Origin of the sequence: Streptomyces poriticola (assembly GCF_036689765.1) — a bacterium.
In the GTDB taxonomy this organism is placed as follows: domain Bacteria; phylum Actinomycetota; class Actinomycetes; order Streptomycetales; family Streptomycetaceae; genus Streptomyces; species Streptomyces poriticola.
In genome coordinates this window covers 282,254-301,613 of sequence record NZ_JBAGKH010000006.1, presented here as the reverse complement: position 1 = coordinate 301,613, position 19,360 = coordinate 282,254, and the positions used below count along the sequence as shown (strand labels likewise).

The following is a 19,360-nucleotide window of genomic DNA, read 5'->3' as shown; positions in this document are numbered from 1 at the left end:
CCGGCGTCCGTACGAGGCGCTCGCTGATCTCCTCGTGGCGATCGACGCCCGGAGGCCCCCGATGCCGGCCTCGGGGACCCTGGAGACAGTCCTTGCCGCGCGGGCTGAGCCCACCGCCCCTGGAACTACCGAGTACCTTCGGCACACGCGGCGACTGCCCTCTGCAGGCCAGTGAAGTCGGTCTCCAGCGGGTCGAGGCGCTTGAGGCTGGACAGCCTGATGCTCTTCTGGCCAGGACATTGCTCGTCCAGTACCCGGGTGGGCAGGACGTAGAAAGTCCACTGGCTGAGGTCCAGGGGATCGAGGGTCTGCTTGTCCTGGGGTCATGTCCCGCTGGGTGGTGTAGTCACGGCAGCTGTTTCGATTCCGATTGTGGGGTGATCTGCGGCTCGGGCGGGGTCGACTGAGTGGTAAAGAGCTCGGCCATCGAGGCTTCGGAGAGGTAGCGGCGGTCGAAGACCTGTCACTCGTCGTGGAGTTCGGCCAGGACCGCGGCGGCGAGCCGGTCCAGGGCAGCGGGGTTGGGGAAGACCTGGACGACGTCGGCCCGCCGTTTGATCTCCCGGTTCAGCCGTTCCAGCGGGTTGGTCGACCAGATCTTCTTCCAGTGCGCCGGCGGGAAGTCCGCGAACGCCGTGATATCGGTGGCGGCATCCAGCAGCATCTTCTTGACCTGCGGGAACTGTCGTCCGAGCATGTCGGCGACCACGTCCGGCTGGGTGCGGACGGCTGCGGCAGTGGTCTGCGCGAAGATGGTGCGGATGGTGGCCGCGACCATCTCTCCCGAGCCCTTTTCGATCACCGAGAACTCGTCTCGGACGAAGTGAACCCGGCACCGTTGCCAGGCCGCACCGAGGAAGACGGTGCGGATCGCGGCCACCAGACCGCTGTGGCTGTCGGAGATGACCAGCTGGACGTTCTCCAGACCGCGGGCCCGTAAGGAGCGCAGGAACTTCGTCCAGAATGGCTTCGACTCGCTGTCGCCGACCATCAGGCCGAGGATTTCGCGGTGCCCGGTGGCGGAGATCCCGGTCGCGATGACCACGGCATGCGAGGCGATGCGGTGATTCACCCGCGCCTTGCAGTAGGTCGCGTCCAGGAAGACGTAAGGAAAGACGGTGTGATCGAGCGGCCGTTCCTTGAACGCGGTCAGCTCCTCGTCCAGCTCACCGCAGATCCGTGAAACCTCGGATTCGGAGACCCCGCTGTCCGCACCGAGTGCTTTGACCAGGTCATCGACCGAGCGGGTCGAGACCCCGTGCACGTATGCCTCCATCACCACGGCGAACAGTGCCCGGTCGATGCGCCGCCGACGCTCCAGCAGGGAGGGGAAGAACGACCCGGGTCCGCACCTTGGGAATCTTCAGGTCCAGGTCGCCGGCCTGCGTGGTCAGCAGCCGGTCGCGGTGTCCGTTGCGCCAGGTCGTGCGCTTGTCGGAGTGCTCGTGCGGGGCGGCACCGATCACGTCGGTGGCCTCGGCCTCGATGAGCTCCTGCAGGATGCGCTCGCACACCACCCTGATTGCTTCAACTCCATCGGCTCGACGTAGTGACTCAAGCAGCCGCATCAGCTCAGACTGGGACAAGGCCATCGCGTGCTCCTCCGGTTGAACTGGCCGTTCACCAGGGAGACTTGCGCGATGGCCTGCCCCTTGTTCAGGGAGCACGCACGGTTAGCGGATGCACGCCCCGGGCAGACACCCGCGCGTTCCGGGACCCGGCCCGGCTACACCACTCCAAGGGACGCCATCCCGGATTCCCCTCAGCGGCGGATCCACCGACGCGGCGGCGCAGATCATCCGTGGCAGAGTCGCGTTCCAATAGGCGCAAGGGGTCCGAGCGCTGTAGACCCTGTCCGGCTTCAGGTCTCCCGACGGGGGTGACTCGCAGCAGGGCCGGCGGCAGCGATGCCAAGGTGAAGTACGTCATCATGCGGGCACGCGCGAGTTCCAGCAGAACCTCGCCGCTGTCCTGAGCCTGGTCGTCAGAACCGGCTCCGCCATTGTCGCCGCCATGGTCCACGCTCTCCACGTCGATCATCATGAAGAGGCGTTTTTCGAGGCTCGTGCCACACAGCACCTTGTGGTGTGGCACGGGGAGCAGGGCACCTACATCCAACTGCTTGGCCCCTTTCCGGCGGGAGGGCGTTCGTAGCCAGCGGCCTCCCTTCGCCTCGACCAACCAGACTTCGGAATCTGCCGGATGCGTCCCGAACAGATCGGGCAGGCTGCTGGTCTTCTCCCAATCCGGAGCGGCTCCGGGAGGTGCTGCGCTTTCCGCATGCGTCGTGGGGCCGAGCCCCATGAGTGTGCCGCAGGCCCACTCGGCCATCGTCATGCCGATGTGATAGCCGAACGCTGTACGGGTGGAGCTTTCTGTCCCGTGGGAGTAGACAGCACTCGGAATGACCTTCCACCTCGATTGTGCCTCTTGGCCCGTCTGCACGCTGTCGCGAACCAGGTAGGCCGACAGCGGATACCGCCGCGCCATGATCTCGCGGCGGGCCAGTCGAGGTACGGACGCCAGCCACGGGGTGATGTCGCGGCCGACTGTGGTGGTGGCGTCGAGCAGAGCACGCCATGTTGTGGTGACGAGGTAGTCCCCGTCTGGGGGGATGCTGCTCGATGTCGGCCAGGGCTGTTGGGCCTTCTCCACCTCTGTGCGCGACGGCCCTTTCGCAGGGTTCAAGGGAGAACTGCGCCTAACGAATACCGGCACGTCGAAAGCATCGGGCGCAGACATCGTGATGTCGCTCGCCCCAGGCGGAGGAAGCATCCGCCCACCTTGCCATCGGGCAGGCACATCCGATCCCACAACTGCTGCTTTGCTGGTGCGACTTGAGTACCACTTGCGCACTATGTGACCCAGGTCACTGAAAAATCGTCTCGGAATGTGAGATGACCTGGCGCTTGCCCTACGTGAATTAGCGGCCGAGAGCCTTCCGGGGGCGCCTGACCTCGATATAGGGCACGCGGAGGGCACGCCACCCTCAAATTGATCTAGACAACAAACAAACCCCAGGCGGCTGACCTGGGGTTTCATTCTGGAGCGGGTGACGAGAATCGAACTCGCGCTCTCAGCTTGGGAAGCTGATGTTCTACCATTAAACTACACCCGCGTGAGACGCCGACGGATGCCGAAGTGGAGTCGGTATCCGGACGCTCGCTCACTGTACCTCATCGTCGGCCCCCGGTGCTCGCGCCTCGGGGGCCACTGTGTTTCGAGGGGGGTGATGAGGCTGCGGGGAGCCGTAGTTGGGGCGTACGGTGGGGGCCGCGAGAGGGGTGCCGGAGGGCGTGCGGGGGAGTGCCTCCGAGTGGGTTGTGCGGGGGCGGAGTGCCGCCTGGAGAGTCGTTCCTTTGATCCCGTAGTGTGGCTTTTGTCGCCTTCAGGGCGAGAAGCCAGACGCGGCTATTGGGGAAGGGACTCAAGGGACTTGATGGAGCGCACCCTCGTCCGCTGTGCCGATGGGCACGTGTTCAGCACCTCTTCGTTCCCGATGCAGCAGGCCGAGCGGCTCGGCCCCGGGCGGCTCGTGCGCTGCCCGCGGTGTGCGCGGCTGCGCAGCGCCGTGCCGGTGCCGGTGGGCGCCGAGAGGCACTAGCCGGACCGGCCCCAGCAGGTCAGGCGTCAGCGGGACAGGCAGATACGGGCGGAGTGCCGCCAGGCCTCCGTGTCCGGGCGCGCGGAGTCGTCCGATTGTGGCCGCTCCGCGCGCCTTGCGTATCCTCGGGGCGTGCTTCTCTCAGACAAGGACATCCGGGCCGAGATCGACGCCGGGCGAGTACGGATCGATCCCTACGACGACTCCATGGTGCAGCCGTCGAGCATCGACGTACGCCTCGACCGGTACTTCCGGGTGTTCGAGAATCACCGGTACCCGCACATCGATCCCTCCGTCGAGCAGTCGGACCTGACCCGGCTGGTCGAGCCCGAGGGGGACGAGCCGTTCATCCTGCACCCCGGGGAGTTCGTGCTGGCCAGCACGTACGAGGTGATCACACTTCCCGACGATCTTGCCTCGCGGCTGGAGGGGAAGAGCTCGCTCGGACGGCTCGGGCTGGTGACACACTCGACCGCCGGGTTCATCGACCCCGGCTTCTCCGGGCATGTGACGCTGGAGCTCAGCAATCTCGCGACACTGCCGATCAAGCTGTGGCCCGGCATGAAGATCGGGCAGCTGTGCATGTTCCGGCTCAGCTCACCCGCAGAGTCCCCGTACGGGAGCGAGCGCTACGGGTCGCGGTACCAGGGCCAGCGGGGGCCGACCGCCTCCCGGTCCTTCATCAACTTCCATCGCACGCAGGTATGACAGGGTATGAGTGACGAGAGTGCCGTCCGGGAGAACCTGAGCTACGAGCGGTTCGGCACCGCCGTCCGTCAGCTCGCGCAGCGCATCGCCGACGACGGGTACGAGCCCGACATCGTGCTCTCCATCGCCCGTGGCGGTGTCTTCGTGGCCGGCGGGCTCGCCTACGCGCTGGACTGCAAGAACATCCACCTGGTGAATGTGGAGTTCTACACCGGCGTGGGCACCACCATGGAGATGCCCGTCATGCTCGCCCCGGTCCCGAACGCCATCGACTTCTCCGACAAGAAGGTCCTCATCGCCGACGACGTCGCCGACACCGGCAAGACGCTGAAGCTGGTGCGGGACTTCTGTCTGGACACGGTCGCCGAGGTGCGCAGCGCGGTGATCTATGAGAAGTCCCACTCCCTCGTGAAGTGCGAGTACGTGTGGAAGCGGACCGAGGACTGGATCAACTTCCCCTGGTCGGTCGAGCCGCCGGTGGTGCGGCGGAGCGGGCAGGTGCTCGACGCCTGACCGGTCGACCCCCGGTGTGCGAGAAGGGGCTCCCGGTCCGCCGGGAGCCCCTTGTCGGGTGTCGGTGGTGCGGGCCGCTCAGAACGTGCCCAGCTTCACGATCGACAGCAGCGCGATCAGCTGGATCGCCGACGCGCCCAGCGCCTTCGGCCACGGCAGGTCGTGGGAGCGGCTGACCATCAGGGTCAGCAGGGCGCCGCCCGCGACCCAGGTGGCCCAGCCCAGGACCTGGACGAACGGCGCGTCGCCGCCGAGGAACATCGCGAAGACCAGCCGCGGCGCGTCCGTGATGGACATGATCAGCATGGAGAGGCCGACCGTCGGCTGCCACGCGCCGTCGCCGCCCAGCTGGCGGGCGAGGGTGTGGGTGACGGCGCCCAGGACCAGGGCGCTCACCACCATCGCGACGGCCGTCATCAGCACGATCGGGACGGCGTTCGACAGCGTGGCGTTGATCGCCTCTTCGCGGGCGCCGTCGAAGCCGAAGACCGCCAGCAGACCGTAGAGGAAGGTCACGATGAGCGCCGGGGCCCACATCGTGTAGTCGCGCATCTGCAGGAAGGTGCGGCCGGGGGACAGGACGATCCCCTTCAGCAGTTCCTTCCAGTGCAGGCGGGGGCCGATCGGGCCGGGTGGCGGGGCGGAGCCGGCCCGGTAGGTCTCGCCCTGGCCGTACGGGTCGTCGCCGATCGCGAAGGCCTGGGTGTGCCCGGGGTTGTTGGCCGCATACGGATCCTGCGGCGCCGCCCCGCCGTGCGGGCCGGGAGCCGCCCCGCCGTGCGGTCCCCGGGCCCCGTGCGGGCCGGGAGTGCCGGGGTGCGGGCCGCCCTGCGGGTGACCGCCGTCACCGAAGTACTCCGGCTCGCCGTGGCCGCCGCCGTAGCCGGCGCCGCTCGCCTGCGGCCACTGGGCGCCGCCCGCGCCGCCGCCTCCGTACGGCTGCTGCGGGTAGGGCTGCGGCGCCGGGGGATAGCCGTATGACGGTCCCTGCGGCGTCTGCTGTCCGTGCGGGGGGTGTTGCGGTCGCGGTTGAGGAGCGCCGTTGTCCCGGCCGCGTCCGATCCTGAATCCAGCCACGCCTTCGAACGTACCTGGTCCCGCCCGGCGACATGCGGGACCCCGGCTTCCCGGGCCGCCTTTGCGTCCGACCTGTGACATCCCTTACGGGAGTTGACCGGGGCGCCCCTTAGGGGGAGGGCGGCCCACACGCGTACGCCCCCGGTGCGGTGGCATTGCGCACCGCACCAGGGGCGTACGACGTACGACGTCCCACGACGTCAGGGCGTCGTCTACTTCACGGGTTCGGGCTCCGGCTCGCTCTCCTGCTCCGCCGAACCGGCCGGGCCCGCGGGCGTCCTGACGGATTCCAGCAGGAGCTGGGCGACGTCGACGACCTGGACGGACTCCTTCGCCTTGCCGTCGTTCTTCTTGCCGTTGACCGAGTCGGTGAGCATGACCAGGCAGAAGGGGCAGGCGGTGGAGACGATGTCCGGGTTCAGCGACAGGGCCTCGTCGACGCGCTCGTCGTTGATGCGCTTGCCGATCCGTTCCTCCATCCACATCCGGGCGCCGCCGGCGCCGCAGCAGAAGCCGCGTTCCTTGTGGCGGTGCATCTCCTCGTTGCGGATGCCGGGGACCTTTTCGATGATCTCGCGCGGGGGCGTGTAGATCTTGTTGTGGCGGCCCAGGTAGCACGGGTCGTGGTAGGTGATGATGCCCTCGACCGGGGTGACGGGGAGAAGCCGGCCCTCGTCGACCAGGTGCTGCAGCAGCTGGGTGTGGTGGATGACCTCGTAGTCGCCGCCGAGCTGCGGGTACTCGTTGCCCAGGGTGTTCAGGCAGTGCGGGCAGGTGGCGACGATCTTCTTCGCCGACCTCGGCTTCGCCGACCCGGGGACGACGTTGCCCTCGTCGTCCAGTTCCTCGCCGAAGGCCGTGTTCAGGGCCATGACGTTCTCCGTGCCCAGTTCCTGGAAGAGCGGTTCGTTGCCCAGGCGCCGTGCCGAGTCGCCGGTGCACTTCTCGTCGCCGCCCATGACGGCGAACTTCACGCCCGCCATGTGCAGGAGTTCGGCGAAGGCCTTGGTGGTCTTCTTTGCGCGGTCCTCCAGGGCGCCGGCGCAGCCGACCCAGTACAGGTACTCGACCTCGGTGAGGTCCTCGATGTCCCTGCCGACGACCGGGACGTCGAAGTCGACCTCCTTGAGCCATTCCAGGCGCTGCTTCTTGGCCAGGCCCCAGGGGTTGCCCTTCTTCTCCAGGTTCTTGAGCATCGTGCCCGCCTCGGAGGGGAAGCTGGACTCGATCATGACCTGGTAGCGGCGCATGTCGACGATGTGGTCGACGTGTTCGATGTCCACCGGGCACTGCTCGACGCAGGCGCCGCAGGTGGTGCAGGACCACAGCACGTCCGGGTCGATGACGCCGCTGTCCCCGGCCGTGCCGATCAGCGGGCGCTCCGCCTCGGCGAGGGCGGTGGCGGGGACCGCGGCCAGCTGCTCCTCGCTCGCCCTCTCCTCGCCCTCCATGGTCTTGCCGCCGCCGGCCAGCAGGTAGGGGGCCTTGGCGTGGGCGTGGTCGCGCAGGGACATGATCAGCAGTTTGGGGGAGAGCGGCTTGCCGGTGTTCCAGGCCGGGCACTGCGACTGGCAGCGGCCGCACTCGGTGCAGGTGGAGAAGTCCAGCAGGCCCTTCCAGGAGAACTGCTCGACCTGCGAGACGCCGAAGACGTCGTCCTCGCCGGGGTCGGTGAAGTCGATCGGCCTGCCGCCCGAGGTCATCGGCTGCAGCGCGCCCAGCGCCGTCCCCCCGGCCGCGTCCCGCTTGAACCAGATGTTCGGGAAGGCCAGGAAGCGGTGCCAGGCCACCCCCATGTTGATGTTCAGGCTGACTGTGATCATCCAGATCATGGTCGTGCCCAGCTTGATCATCGCGAAGAGGTAGACGAGGTTCTGCAGCGCGCCGACGCTCAGTCCGTCGAGTGCGAGCACCAGGGGGTACGAGGCGAAGTACGCGGCCTCGTAGTGGTCCACGTGGTGGATCGCGCCTTCCAGGCCGCGCAGTACGTAGATGGCGAGGCCGATGGTCAGGATGACGTACTCGACGAAGTACGCCTGGCCCATCTTCGAGCCGGCGAAGCGGGACTTGCGGCCCGGCCGGGACGGCAGGCTGAGGAGCCGGATGACGATCAGCGCCGCGATACCGAGCGTCGTCATCGCGCCGATGAACTCGATGTACATCTCGTACGGCAGGAAGCCGCCGATGACCGGCAGCGTCCAGTCGGCCTGGAACAGCTGCCCGTACGCGGTGACGATCGTCGGCGGCAGGGTCAGGAACCCGATGGCCACGAACCAGTGGGCGATGCCGACGATGCCCCACCGGTTCATCCGGGTGTGGCCGAGGAACTCCCGTACGAGCGTCACGCTGCGCTGGTAGGGGTTGTCGGTCCGGGTGCCGGCGGGGACGGGCTGGCCCAGTTTGAAGTACCGGACGAACTGGCCGACGGCGCGCGCGAGCAGCGCCACGCCGACCACGGTCAGCACCAGCGACACGACGATCGCGGTGAGTTGCATGGGGGGCTCCTCGGGCCTGCCAGATCTATTACTAAGCGGTAACTTATGCAGTTCGTTCGAGAGTACCTGCATCTTCTGCCGCACTGTAGTCAGGGCTGCGGTGATCTGTGTCGCTGAGGCAACCCTGACCCGTGTGGGTGTCGTGCACACTCTGGCGGTCGGGGATGTGCGGTGTCCGGTGGGCGTGCCGTTCGTAGAAAATCATGATATTCGGCCTATTTTAGGGCCGTGCTCTACGGGATCGCCGCCGCCACCGTCTCCTTCCTCCTCGCCGCCCTGCTCACCGCGCTGCTCCGGGCGCCCGCCCTGCGGCTCGGCGTCGTCGACCGGCGCCGGCGGCGGCCCGTCCCGCTGCCGGGCGGGGTGGCCGTGGTGCTGTCGACCGGGCTGGTCGTGGCGGCCCTGCACGGTACCGGCGTGATGCCGCTGGGGCCGCGGTCGGCCGCGCTGGCCGTCGCCGGCGGTGTTGTCGCGGCGCTGGGGCTGGCCGCCGACGCCTGGCGGGTGCGGCGGCGGTGGCTCGCCGCCGGTACGGCCGTCGCGGCCGTGTGGGTCGTGCCGTACGGGGAGACGGGGGTGGTCGCCGGGGTGCTGGCGGCCGGCTGGATCACCTGCGTCGCCGTCGCCTTCCTCGGACTCGACCACGCCGACGGACTGGCCGGCACGGTGGCGGTCGTCACGGCCTTCGGGGCCGGGCTCTGCGCGGCGGCGGAGCTGATGGACGGGCTCGCCGTGCTGCTGAGCGCGCTGGCCGCCGCGCTGACCGGGTTCCTGCTGCACAACTGGCATCCGGCGCGCGCGGGGCTCGGGGCGTGCGGGGCGCTGTGCACGGGTTTCGTGCTCGCCGCGGCGGCCGTGTTCACCCGCGCGGTGCACGATCCGGCGTCCGGCGCCGGGGTGCTGTTCGCGCACGCCGGGGTGCTCTTCGCGCTCACCGTCCTCGTCGTCGCCGACGCCGTCCTCGTCGCCCTCTCCCGGTGCCTGGCCGGACGGCCGCCGCTGCGGGGCGGACCCGACCATCTCGCCCACCGGCTGCGGCGGCTCGGGTTCACCGCGCGGGGTGCGGTGGTGCTGCTCGGTACCGGGACCTTCGCGGGGGTGCTGGTCGGGGTGCTGGTGCACGTCGGCTGGGCGGGAGAGGGGGCGGTGCTGTGGGTGGCGGGCGGTACGGCCGTCGCCGTACTGGGGCTGCTACGGGTCCGCGGGGTGTACGGCACCGGGCGGCGCGCCTGCGCGACGCGACTCCCCCGTGCGACGCGCCGCGCGTACGCGACGGGGCAGCCGTTTGCGGCAGGGCAGCCTGACGCGGCGGGGCAGCGCTACGGGAGCCGGCGGGCGGGCTCCGACGGCACCGGCCGCCCGGGCGCACTCGCACGAGCCGTGCACCGGCCCGCAGCAGCCCGGCCCGCAACTCCCCGGCCAGGAGTCCCCCAGTCCGCTACTCCCGGGCCAGGAGTCCCCCGGTCCGCCGCCGCCCGGCCCGCACCGCGCACCCGGCCGGCTCGGCCCGCCCGGCCGACCGGGGTCCCCGCGTACCGGGACCGGCCCGCGCGTCCCGCCGTCCCCCCGGGGCCGTGCCCGCCCGCACGGGACGCGCACCCACCCGCCGCGACCGCGCCGCTCCCGCCGCCGCTCCCGCCGCCGCCCCCGCGGTCCGCGCCACCCCCGCCCCCCGTGCCCCCGGTGCCACCCGTGCCCCCGGTGCCACCCGCGCCATCCCGTCGCGCGCCCACCGCGGCGGACTCGCCCGCCTCCGCGGCCTTTCCGGTCCGTCAGGCGCGACGCCCGGCGACCACGCAGGTCAGAGACGTGTTGCGTGTAAGGAACGGATAAGAGTTGAGTCCGTTCGACTCAGCTCTGTTGACCCGGTCGGGGCCGTCGTGCACACTTGAGCCTGTTCCACTCAAGTCAGCTGGAGGAATCAACCATGGCACGTGCGGTCGGCATCGACCTGGGCACGACTAACTCCGTCGTCAGCGTTCTGGAGGGCGGCGAGCCCACCGTCATCACCAACGCCGAGGGCGCCAGGACCACGCCGTCCGTCGTCGCCTTCGCCAAGAACGGTGAAGTGCTCGTGGGTGAGGTGGCCAAGCGCCAGGCGGTCACCAACGTGGACCGGACCATCCGCTCGGTCAAGCGCCACATGGGCACCGACTGGAAGATCGAGCTCGACGGCAAGCCCTTCAACCCGCAGCAGATCAGCGCCTTCGTGCTGCAGAAGTTGAAGCGGGACGCCGAGGCCTACCTGGGCGAGAAGGTCACCGACGCGGTCATCACCGTCCCGGCGTACTTCAACGACGCCGAGCGGCAGGCCACCAAGGAGGCCGGCGAGATCGCGGGCCTGAACGTCCTGCGGATCGTCAACGAGCCGACGGCCGCCGCCCTGGCCTACGGCCTGGACAAGGACGACCAGACGATCCTCGTCTTCGACCTCGGTGGCGGCACCTTCGACGTCTCGCTGCTGGAGATCGGCGACGGCGTCGTCGAGGTGAAGGCCACCAACGGCGACAACCACCTCGGTGGTGACGACTGGGACCAGCGCATCGTCGACTACCTGGTCAAGCAGTTCCAGTCCGGCCACGGCGTGGACCTCAGCAAGGACAAGATGGCCCTCCAGCGCCTCCGCGAGGCCGCCGAGAAGGCCAAGATCGAGCTGTCCTCGTCCACCGAGACCTCGATCAACCTGCCGTACATCACCGCGTCCGCCGAGGGCCCGCTGCACCTGGACGAGAAGCTCACCCGCGCCCAGTTCCAGCAGCTGACCACCGACCTGCTGGAGCGCTGCAAGACGCCGTTCCACAACGTCATCAAGGACGCCGGCATCGACCTGTCCGAGATCGACCACGTCGTTCTCGTCGGCGGCTCCACCCGTATGCCCGCCGTCGCCGAGCTCGTCAAGGAGCTGACCGGCGGCAAGGAGGCCAACAAGGGTGTGAACCCGGACGAGGTCGTCGCCATCGGCGCCTCGCTCCAGGCCGGTGTCCTCAAGGGCGAGGTCAAGGACGTCCTGCTGCTGGACGTCACCCCGCTGTCCCTCGGTATCGAGACCAAGGGCGGCATCATGACCAAGCTGATCGAGCGCAACACCACGATCCCGACCAAGCGCTCGGAGATCTTCACCACGGCCGAGGACAACCAGCCGTCCGTGCAGATCCAGGTCTACCAGGGCGAGCGCGAGATCGCGGCCTACAACAAGAAGCTCGGCATGTTCGAGCTGACCGGTCTGCCCCCGGCGCCGCGCGGCGTCCCGCAGATCGAGGTCTCCTTCGACATCGACGCCAACGGCATCATGCACGTCACGGCGAAGGACCTCGGCACCGGCAAGGAGCAGAAGATGACCGTCACCGGCGGCTCCTCGCTGCCGAAGGACGAGGTCGACCGGATGCGCCAGGAGGCCGAGAAGTACGCGGAGGAGGACCACGCCCGCCGCGAGGCCGCCGAGAGCCGCAACCAGGGCGAGCAGCTGGTCTACCAGACCGAGAAGTTCCTCAAGGACAACGAGGACAAGGTCCCGGGCGAGGTGAAGACCGAGGTCGAGGAGGCCGTCGGCGAGCTCAAGGAGAAGCTCAAGGGCGACGACACGGCCGAGATCCGCACCGCCACCGAGAAGGTCGCCGCCGTCTCGCAGAAGCTGGGCCAGGCCATGTACGCCGACGCCCAGGCCGCGCAGGCCCCGGGCGGCCCCGAGGGCGCCGCCGACGGTGGTGCCAAGGCCGCCGACGACGACGTGGTGGACGCCGAGATCGTCGACGACGAGCGCAAGGACGGTGCCGCGTGACGGAGGAGACCCCGGGTTTTGAGGAGAAGCCCGACGTCCCCTCCGGCGCCACCCCCGACGACGCCGAGCCGAAGGCCGCCGCCCCCTCCTCGGAGGCGGGGGCGGCCCCGGCCGGGGACGCGAGCCAGGACGCGGGCCTGACCGCCCAGCTGGACCAGGTGCGCACCGCGCTGAGCGAGCGCACCGTGGACCTCCAGCGGCTCCAGGCCGAGTACCAGAACTACCGCCGCCGGGTCGAGCGGGACCGGGTAGCGGTCAAGGAGGTCGCCATCGCGAACCTCCTGACCGAACTGCTGCCCGTGCTCGACGACATCGGCCGCGCCCGCGAGCACGGCGAGCTGGTCGGCGGCTTCAAGTCCGTCGCCGAGTCGCTGGAGACCGTCGCGGCCAAGATGGGTCTGCAGCAGTTCGGCAAGGAGGGCGAGCCCTTCGACCCGACGATCCACGAGGCCCTGATGCACTCCTACGCCCCGGACGTCACCGAGACGACGTGCGTGGCGATTCTGCAGCCCGGGTATCGCATCGGCGAGCGCACCATCCGCCCCGCGCGGGTGGCCGTGGCCGAGCCGCAGCCGGGCGCGCAGACGGTCAAGCCGGCCGAGGAGGGCACCGAGGCGCAGGCGGACTCCGCGGAGAACAAGGAGAGCGGTGGCCCGGACGAGGGCTGACGTGAACACCGAGGGGAAGGAGGGACGTCGGGGATGAGCACCAAGGACTTCATCGAGAAGGACTACTACAAGGTCCTCGGCGTCCCCAAGGACGCCACCGAGGCCGAGATCAAGAAGGCCTACCGCAAGCTCGCCCGCGAGAACCACCCGGACGCCAACAAGGGCAACGCCAGGGCCGAGGAGCGCTTCAAGGAGATCTCCGAGGCCAACGACATCCTCGGCGACCCCAAGAAGCGCAAGGAGTACGACGACGCCCGCGCCCTCTTCGGCAACGGCGGCTTCCGCCCCGGGCCCGGGGCGGGCGGAGGCTCCTTCAACTTCGACCTGAGCGACCTCTTCGGGGGCGGCGCCCAGGGCGGCGCCGGTCAGGGCGGCGGACAGGGCGGCGCCGGAGGCTTCGGCGGCGGCATCGGTGACGTCTTCGGGGGCCTGTTCAACCGCGGCACCACCGGCACGCGGACCCAGCCCAGACGCGGCCAGGACATCGAGTCCGAGGTCACCCTGAGCTTCACCGAGGCCATCGAGGGAGCGACGGTCCCGCTGCGGATGTCCTCCCAGCAGCCCTGCAAGGCCTGCTCCGGCACCGGCGACAAGAACGGCACGCCGCGGGTGTGCCCGACCTGCGTCGGCACCGGACAGGTGGCCCGGGGCTCGGGCGGTGGCTTCTCCCTCACCGACCCGTGTCCCGACTGCAAGGGCCGTGGGCTGATCGCCGAGGACCCCTGCGACGTCTGCAAGGGCTCCGGACGCGCCAAGTCCTCGCGGACCATGCAGGTGCGCATCCCGGCCGGGGTGTCGGACGGCCAGCGGATCCGGCTGCGCGGCAAGGGCGCGCCCGGTGAGCGGGGCGGCCCGGCGGGCGACCTGTACGTGGTGGTCCACGTCAAGGAGCACCCCGTCTTCGGCCGCAAGGGTGACAACCTCACCGTCACCGTCCCGGTCACCTACGCCGAGGCGGCCCTCGGCGGCGAGGTCCGGGTGCCGACCCTGGGCGGGCCGCCGGTCACGCTGAAGCTGCCGGCGGGCACGCCCAACGGGCGCACCATGCGGGCCAGGGGGAAGGGCGCGGTCCGCATGGACGGCACCCGCGGCGATCTGCTGGTCACCGTCGAGGTGAGTGTCCCGAAGGACCTGACGGGGAAGGCTCGTGACGCGCTCGAGGCGTATCGCGAGGCGACCGCGGGCGAGGATCCGCGTGCGGAGCTGTTCCAGGCCGCGAAGGGAGCTTGATGGAGATGGACGGCCGTCGACGCAATCCGTATGAACTGACCGAGGACACCCCGGTCTACGTCATCTCGGTGGCGGCCCAGCTCTCCGGTCTGCACCCGCAGACCCTGCGCCAGTACGACCGACTGGGCCTGGTCTCCCCGGACCGCACGGCCGGCCGGGGCCGCCGCTACTCGGCCCGCGACATCGAACTGCTCCGCCAGGTGCAGCAGCTGTCGCAGGACGAGGGCATCAACCTGGCCGGGATCAAGCGCATCATCGAACTGGAGAACCAGGTCGCCGCGCTGCAGTCCCGGATCGCCGAGCTGCAGGACGCGCTGGACGGCGCGGCCACGGCGATGCGCCAGCGCGAGGCCGCGGTGCACGCCTCGTACCGCCGCGATCTGGTGCCGTACCAGGAGGTCCAGCAGTCCAGCGCGCTGGTGGTCTGGCGACCGAAACGCCAGCAGTCGGACTGACGCCGACGTGTCGCGGGAGCCTCTCCGGTACGACTCCGGAGGGGCTCCTCCGTCGCTCCGGCGACCGTACCGGGGGCCCGCGCGCGGCTGCCGTGCGTGCTGACGGCCGGTCAGTGCGTCGGTGGGTACTCCGGAAGGGGGAACTCCCCGCCGCCGGTGGTGCGGGACGGCGGCGGTGCTGTGACCGGCGCATGTACACGCGTCAATGGGATCCCCGCGGTTTGTTCACGGATCCTTCGCGAGGTCAGCGGAGTGTGTTGTTCCCATCTCGTTAAGTGGTTTCCCTTGACGCCGGTGGCGGGTGACGCGTTGTCTTTTCAGTCACATGGGCCGCACTGCAGTGCCCACGTCCCGAAAACGCACCTGAAGTGAGCCCCCGCATGCGCCGTATCGCCATATCCGTGGCCGCGTCCACCATGACCCTCTCGCTGGCCGGCTGCGGGGTGCTGGGCGCCTCGGAGAGCGCCGGCGAGGCGAGTCCCACCAAGGGCAACGACATCACGGTGGGGCTGCTGCTTCCGGAGACCGCCAACACCCGGTACGAGCAGTTCGACTACCCGATCTTCAAGGACAAGATCGCCGAGCTCACCAGTGACGAGGGCAAGGTCGAGTACGCCAACGCCGACGCGAGTGCCGACAAGCAGCTGGCGCAGATGCAGCAGATGATCGACGACCGGGTCGATGTGATCGTGCTGGACGCCGTCGACTCCTCGTCGATCGCGGCCGGGGTGCAGAAGGCCAAGGACGCCGGCATCCCCGTCATCGCCTACGACCGGCTGGCCGAGGGGCCGATCGACGCCTACATCTCGTTCGACAACGAACTGGTCGGCGAGGTCCAGGGCCGCTCCCTGCTGGAGGCCCTCGGTGAGGGGGCGGACAGCTCCTACAAGATCGTGATGATGAACGGCTCGCCCACCGACCCGAACGCCAAGCAGTTCAAGGCGGGTGCGCTGTCGGAGCTGAACGGCAAGGTGACCATCGCCGAGACCTTCGACACCAAGGACTGGAAGCCGGAGAACGCCGAGGCGAACATGGCCGAGGCGATCGCCGCGATCGGCAAGGACAACATCGCCGCCGTGTACGCGGCCAACGACGGCATGGCCGGCGGTGTCATCAAGGCCCTGGAGGCAGCGGGCGTCACCGACCTGCCGCCGATCACCGGCCAGGACGCGGAACTGGCGGCGGTGCAGCGGATCGTCACCGGTGAGCAGTACATGAGCGTGTACAAGTCGTACCCCGAAGAGGCCGAGAACGCCGCGGAGATGGCCGTCGCCAGGGTCCAGGGCCGCGACATCCAGTTCGACGCCCTCGCCCGCGACCGCGTCGACAGCCCCACCCACAAGGGCATTCCCGCCCAGCTGGTCCCCGTCCTCGCCCTGACCCAGGAGAACATCGAGGACACCGTCATCGCCGACGGCATCCACAAGGTCTCCGACATCTGTACGGCACCGTACGCGGCCGCGTGCGAGGAGATCGGCCTGAAGTAGCGGGCCGCCGATGCCGCCCACCCGCGGCGAAGGGGGCATTTCGGTCGCCGTCCCCGGGAGAGCCGTGTTGCGGACCCGGTCCCGGCCGCGCATAGTTGCGCTGCGGAAAGAGCCGGGAACCGGGGGTGGGATGGGCGATGGCCGGGCACGGCGTGGATGAGCATCCACACGGTGCTGACCGACTGTGCGAGGCCGGGGATCGGGTGTACTCCCGGGCCGTACGGCGGGGCCGCGTGCCGCGCACGGACGCCGAGACCGTGCCCTGCCTGCTGGAGCTGGCCCTGCTGCACCCCGATCCGGACGACATGGAGTGGCTGGTGCCGACCTCCCCGCAGGAGGTCATGACCCGGCTGCTGCGCTCGGTGTACGACGAGGTCAGCGCCGGTCAGCGACGGGTGGGTTCGGCGGTCGCCGCCTTCGAGTGGTACGCCGGGCTGGGCCGCCAGCTGCGCCCGGCGGCGGCCGAGGGCGGGGCGGCCATCCGGGTCCTGGACGGACTGGCCCGGATCCAGGCCGCGATGGACGAGGCGACGGAGGCGTGCACGAGGGAGGTGCTCACCGTGCAGCCCGGCGGCATCCGCCGCGAGGCCGAGCTGTCGGAGGGCCTGCACCGGGCGCTGGCGCTGCGCGGGCGCGGAGTGCGGATGCGGGACCTGTACACGCATGTGGCGCGGCACGGGCAGGGGCTGCTCAACTACCTGGAGCTGATGGGCGACGCGGTCGAGGCCCGGACCCTCGACGAGGTCATCGACCGGCTGATCCTCTTCGACCGCACGGTCGCCTTCATCCCCGCCAACACCGACCGCACGATGGCACTGGAGCTGCGGCACCCAGCGCTGATCGCCTATCTGGTGACGGTCTTCGAGCGGCTGTGGCGGCTGGCCATCCCGCTGACCGCGCCGCTGCCCGACACCGGCATCGAGGGCATCTCGCACCGCGAGCGGTCCATCGCGGCGCTGCTGGCGGAGGGCCATCAGGACGCGGTGATCGCCGAGCGGCTCGGCATCAGCGTGCGCACCTGCCGGGCCCATATCGCCCGGTTGTCGGAGACCCTGGGCGCGGCGAGCCGTACCCAACTGGGTGTCCGTATCGCCCAGGCCGGCCTGGACGGCCCGTCCGGCCCGGCCCCGACGTCCGTCAGTGTTCCCGGTCCAGGATCCCCGACCGCCCGATGAGATAGCCGAGCTGCGCCCGGCTCTCGCTGCCCAGCGTGGCGGCGAGCTTGGCGATGTGCACCCGGGCGGTTCGCACGTTCATGCCGAGGCGGTCGGCGATGACGGCATCGGTGTGGCCTTCCACGAGGAGCGCGGCGATGGCACGTTGACGGGCGGTGACACCGTCGCGGGCGGGCTGCCGGACGGCGTCGGGGTACATGGGGGTGGCGAGGTGCCACAGGCGGTCGAAGGTGGTGGCGAAGTAGGAGACGAGGGCGGGGTGGCGGATCTCCAGCGCGTGGGAGCGGTCGGCGTTGGCCGGGATGAAGGCGGCCGTGCGGTCGATGACGATGAGCCGCTCGGTGACCTCGTCCAGCGTGCGGGCCTCCACATCGCCGTGCAGCTGCTCGTAGCGGGCGGCCACCCGGGGAGCGTGGCGCAGGGTGTGCTGGTAGAGGGCGCGGATGCGGCCTCCGCGGTCGAGCACCGCCTGGTCGCGCCGCAGCGCGGCATCGTGGTACTTGCCCCGGTCCGGGATGTAGCTGCCGTGCGGCTGGATGGCCAGGATCTCGGTGGCGTCGGCCATGACCTCGTCGAGGATCCGGCCGATGCGCTCCTTCCTGTTGTGCAGTGTGATGAGGGGCGTGGTGGGTGCGGCGTCGTACCGTCCGCTGACCTGCATCAGCGGTTCGAAGGTCTCGGCCATCCGCTGCGCGCGTCTGCGCTCGTCGGCGATGCGGTCCTCGGAGGATCTGAGCATCCGGTGCAGGGCGACCGCGGGGGCTACCGGCTCCAGCCAGTCCAGGTCGTCGAGGGTGGGTCTGAGCAGGCCGAAGTCTGTGAGGCAGGGGGCCTGCTCGAAGGCGCGCGCAGGGAGTCGTCCCTCGCGAAGAGCCTGTGCGTAGAGTTCCGTTCCCGTCGCGCAGAGTTCCTCCGGGCCGTGGTCGGCGTGCGGTCGACGCGACTGCGCCGGCTCGTGGCTGTGCGTCTTCGCGGTCACGGGCGCTTCGCTTCCCCCCAGCTGCTCTTCTCCGTCTCCAGGAGCCCCGACTGGGCGATCAGGAATCCCAGTTGGGCGCGGCTGCCGCTGCCGAGGGCCTGGGCCAGCTTGGCTATGTGGGCACGGCAGGTGCGTACGTTCATGCCCAGGCGCCGGGCGATGGCCTCGTCGACATGGCCCTCGACGAGGAGCTTGGCGATGGAGTGCTGGATGTCGGTGATGCCGTCCGGGGCGGTCTCGTACGGCGTTCCGAACTTCAGCGGTACCGCGCGGGCCCACATGAACTCGAAGACCTTGATGAGATAGCGGACCAGGCCGGGATGGCGGAGCTCCAGGGCGACCTGCCGGTCCTCCCTCGTGGGGATGAAGGCCACGGTCTCGTCGCAGATGATGAGGCGTTCCACCAGTTCGTCGATGGTGCGCACCTCGACCTTGCCGTCGGCGATCTGCTCCACGTACGCCAGCGTCTGAGGGCTGTAGCGCGCGGTGTGCTGATACAGGGTGCGCAGCCGCACGCCCCGTTCGATCAGCGGCCGGTCCCGCTCCAGGCCCTTCATCAGGTTGCTTTCCAGCCGCCGGCCCCCGGGCTGTACGGTCAGCACCTCGGTGTGGCACTCGGACGTCGCGATGTTGAGGGCGGCGTTGATCCGGTCCCTGCCCTCGAGCACGGAGATCGCGTGCGTACTCGCGGGAGCCTGGGCGCTCGCCGCCATGAAGGGTTCGAACAGATCGGCCAGTTGGACCGAAAGCCGCCGGCGTTCCGTGATCTCCCGTTCGATCGGGTGGAGGCGCTGCGCCAGGGCCACGGACGGAGGTACGGGGCGCAGCCAGTTGCTGTCGTCCGGATCGGGATGGAGCAGAGCGAACTCCATCAGACAGGGGGCTGTCTCCACGTCCGTCCTCGCGATGCGCCCAGCCCGAAGCGCGCTGGCGTAGAGGCGGGTTCCCTCGCCGCACAGTTCGGTCATGGCATGGGGATGTGCCGCCTCTGTACTACTTGTCCCCAATTTTCCACCCCCCAGGGTCCTGAACATGCAGGAACATGATGCACCGATTGTGTGGCCATGACGTGCCCGAATGAGCCATCGTCTTATCCGACGGGGGAAGAGGAGACCATCGAGTGAGGACGAAGCCGACTATGAGTAAGAGAATGCTTCGCTCGGTACTTGCCGCTGCTCTTTCCGCCGTTGT

Annotated in this window: 15 protein-coding genes, 1 tRNA gene and 1 pseudogene; 10 read left to right on the top strand and 7 right to left on the bottom strand. The window is 69.5% G+C overall.

The window, feature by feature from the left end:
• Positions 1-346: 346 nt before the first annotated feature.
• The 3 genes and pseudogenes from V5O46_RS13220 to V5O46_RS13210 all read right to left on the bottom strand — a co-directional run bounded on the left by V5O46_RS13220 (position 347) and on the right by V5O46_RS13210 (position 3,118).
• A pseudogene (locus V5O46_RS13220) lies at positions 347-1,592 on the bottom strand (IS256 family transposase).
• 64 nt (positions 1,593-1,656) lie between these two features.
• Positions 1,657-2,688 (bottom strand): hypothetical protein, encoded by a 1,032-nt coding sequence (locus V5O46_RS13215; protein ID WP_332884750.1) that lies wholly within the window; start codon positions 2,686-2,688, stop codon positions 1,657-1,659.
• Positions 2,689-3,044: 356 nt separating this feature from the next.
• Positions 3,045-3,118 (bottom strand) — tRNA-Gly (locus V5O46_RS13210).
• Positions 3,119-3,475: 357 nt separating this feature from the next.
• Between V5O46_RS13210 and V5O46_RS13205 the strand changes: the two genes are divergently transcribed.
• The 3 genes from V5O46_RS13205 (at position 3,476) to V5O46_RS13195 (ending at position 4,825) form a co-directional block, all read left to right on the top strand.
• Positions 3,476-3,604, top strand: a complete 129-nt coding sequence (locus V5O46_RS13205) for a hypothetical protein (protein WP_332884774.1) — start codon at positions 3,476-3,478, stop codon at positions 3,602-3,604.
• Positions 3,605-3,736: 132 nt separating this feature from the next.
• The gene (gene dcd / locus V5O46_RS13200; protein ID WP_332884749.1) at positions 3,737-4,312 is read left to right on the top strand and encodes a dCTP deaminase; all 576 of its coding nucleotides are present in this window, start codon (positions 3,737-3,739) and stop codon (positions 4,310-4,312) included.
• Positions 4,313-4,318: 6 nt separating this feature from the next.
• Positions 4,319-4,825, top strand: a complete 507-nt coding sequence (locus tag V5O46_RS13195) for a phosphoribosyltransferase (protein ID WP_332884748.1) — start codon at positions 4,319-4,321, stop codon at positions 4,823-4,825.
• Between the two features lie 78 nt (positions 4,826-4,903).
• On the opposite strand, the gene V5O46_RS13190 is transcribed toward V5O46_RS13195, so the two are convergent.
• Entirely contained in the window at positions 4,904-5,983 is a 1,080-nt protein-coding gene (locus tag V5O46_RS13190) for a Yip1 family protein (RefSeq protein WP_332884747.1), read from the bottom strand.
• A 131-nt stretch (positions 5,984-6,114) separates the two neighbouring features.
• Entirely contained in the window at positions 6,115-8,397 is a 2,283-nt protein-coding gene (locus V5O46_RS13185; RefSeq protein WP_332884746.1) for a (Fe-S)-binding protein, read from the bottom strand.
• Between the two features lie 228 nt (positions 8,398-8,625).
• On the opposite strand from V5O46_RS13185, the gene V5O46_RS31910 reads away from it, so the two are divergent.
• From V5O46_RS31910 to V5O46_RS13150, 7 genes are all read left to right on the top strand, one after another.
• Complete coding sequence (locus V5O46_RS31910; protein WP_408648979.1) at positions 8,626-10,230, top strand: MraY family glycosyltransferase; 1,605 nt, start codon at positions 8,626-8,628, stop codon at positions 10,228-10,230.
• 94 nt (positions 10,231-10,324) lie between these two features.
• Complete coding sequence (dnaK, locus tag V5O46_RS13175) at positions 10,325-12,175, top strand: molecular chaperone DnaK (RefSeq protein WP_332884745.1); 1,851 nt, start codon at positions 10,325-10,327, stop codon at positions 12,173-12,175.
• Entirely contained in the window at positions 12,172-12,843 is a 672-nt protein-coding gene (gene grpE / locus V5O46_RS13170) for a nucleotide exchange factor GrpE (protein WP_332884744.1), read from the top strand. Before dnaK ends, grpE begins: the two co-directional genes overlap by 4 nt.
• A gap of 33 nt (positions 12,844-12,876) precedes the next feature.
• A complete protein-coding gene (gene dnaJ / locus V5O46_RS13165) occupies positions 12,877-14,073 on the top strand; it encodes a molecular chaperone DnaJ (RefSeq protein WP_332884743.1) in 1,197 nt (398 codons plus the stop codon).
• A gap of 5 nt (positions 14,074-14,078) precedes the next feature.
• Positions 14,079-14,528, top strand: coding sequence for a heat shock protein transcriptional repressor HspR (locus tag V5O46_RS13160; RefSeq protein WP_332884742.1), 450 nt, complete (start codon positions 14,079-14,081; stop codon positions 14,526-14,528).
• Positions 14,529-14,908: 380 nt separating this feature from the next.
• Positions 14,909-16,015, top strand: a complete 1,107-nt coding sequence (locus tag V5O46_RS13155) for a substrate-binding domain-containing protein (RefSeq protein WP_332884741.1) — start codon at positions 14,909-14,911, stop codon at positions 16,013-16,015.
• Between the two features lie 137 nt (positions 16,016-16,152).
• The gene (locus V5O46_RS13150; RefSeq protein WP_332884740.1) at positions 16,153-17,190 is read left to right on the top strand and encodes a helix-turn-helix transcriptional regulator; all 1,038 of its coding nucleotides are present in this window, start codon (positions 16,153-16,155) and stop codon (positions 17,188-17,190) included.
• Here the strand turns inward: V5O46_RS13150 and V5O46_RS13145 are convergent.
• Both V5O46_RS13145 and V5O46_RS13140 read right to left on the bottom strand, forming a co-directional pair.
• The gene (locus V5O46_RS13145; protein WP_332884739.1) at positions 17,153-18,169 is read right to left on the bottom strand and encodes a helix-turn-helix transcriptional regulator; all 1,017 of its coding nucleotides are present in this window, start codon (positions 18,167-18,169) and stop codon (positions 17,153-17,155) included. The two genes, V5O46_RS13150 and V5O46_RS13145, sit on opposite strands and share 38 nt — an antisense overlap.
• On the bottom strand, positions 18,166-19,203 hold the full coding sequence (locus V5O46_RS13140; protein ID WP_332884738.1) for a helix-turn-helix transcriptional regulator: 1,038 nt from the start codon (positions 19,201-19,203) through the stop codon (positions 18,166-18,168). Before V5O46_RS13140 ends, V5O46_RS13145 begins: the two co-directional genes overlap by 4 nt.
• Positions 19,204-19,360: the final 157 nt, after the last annotated feature.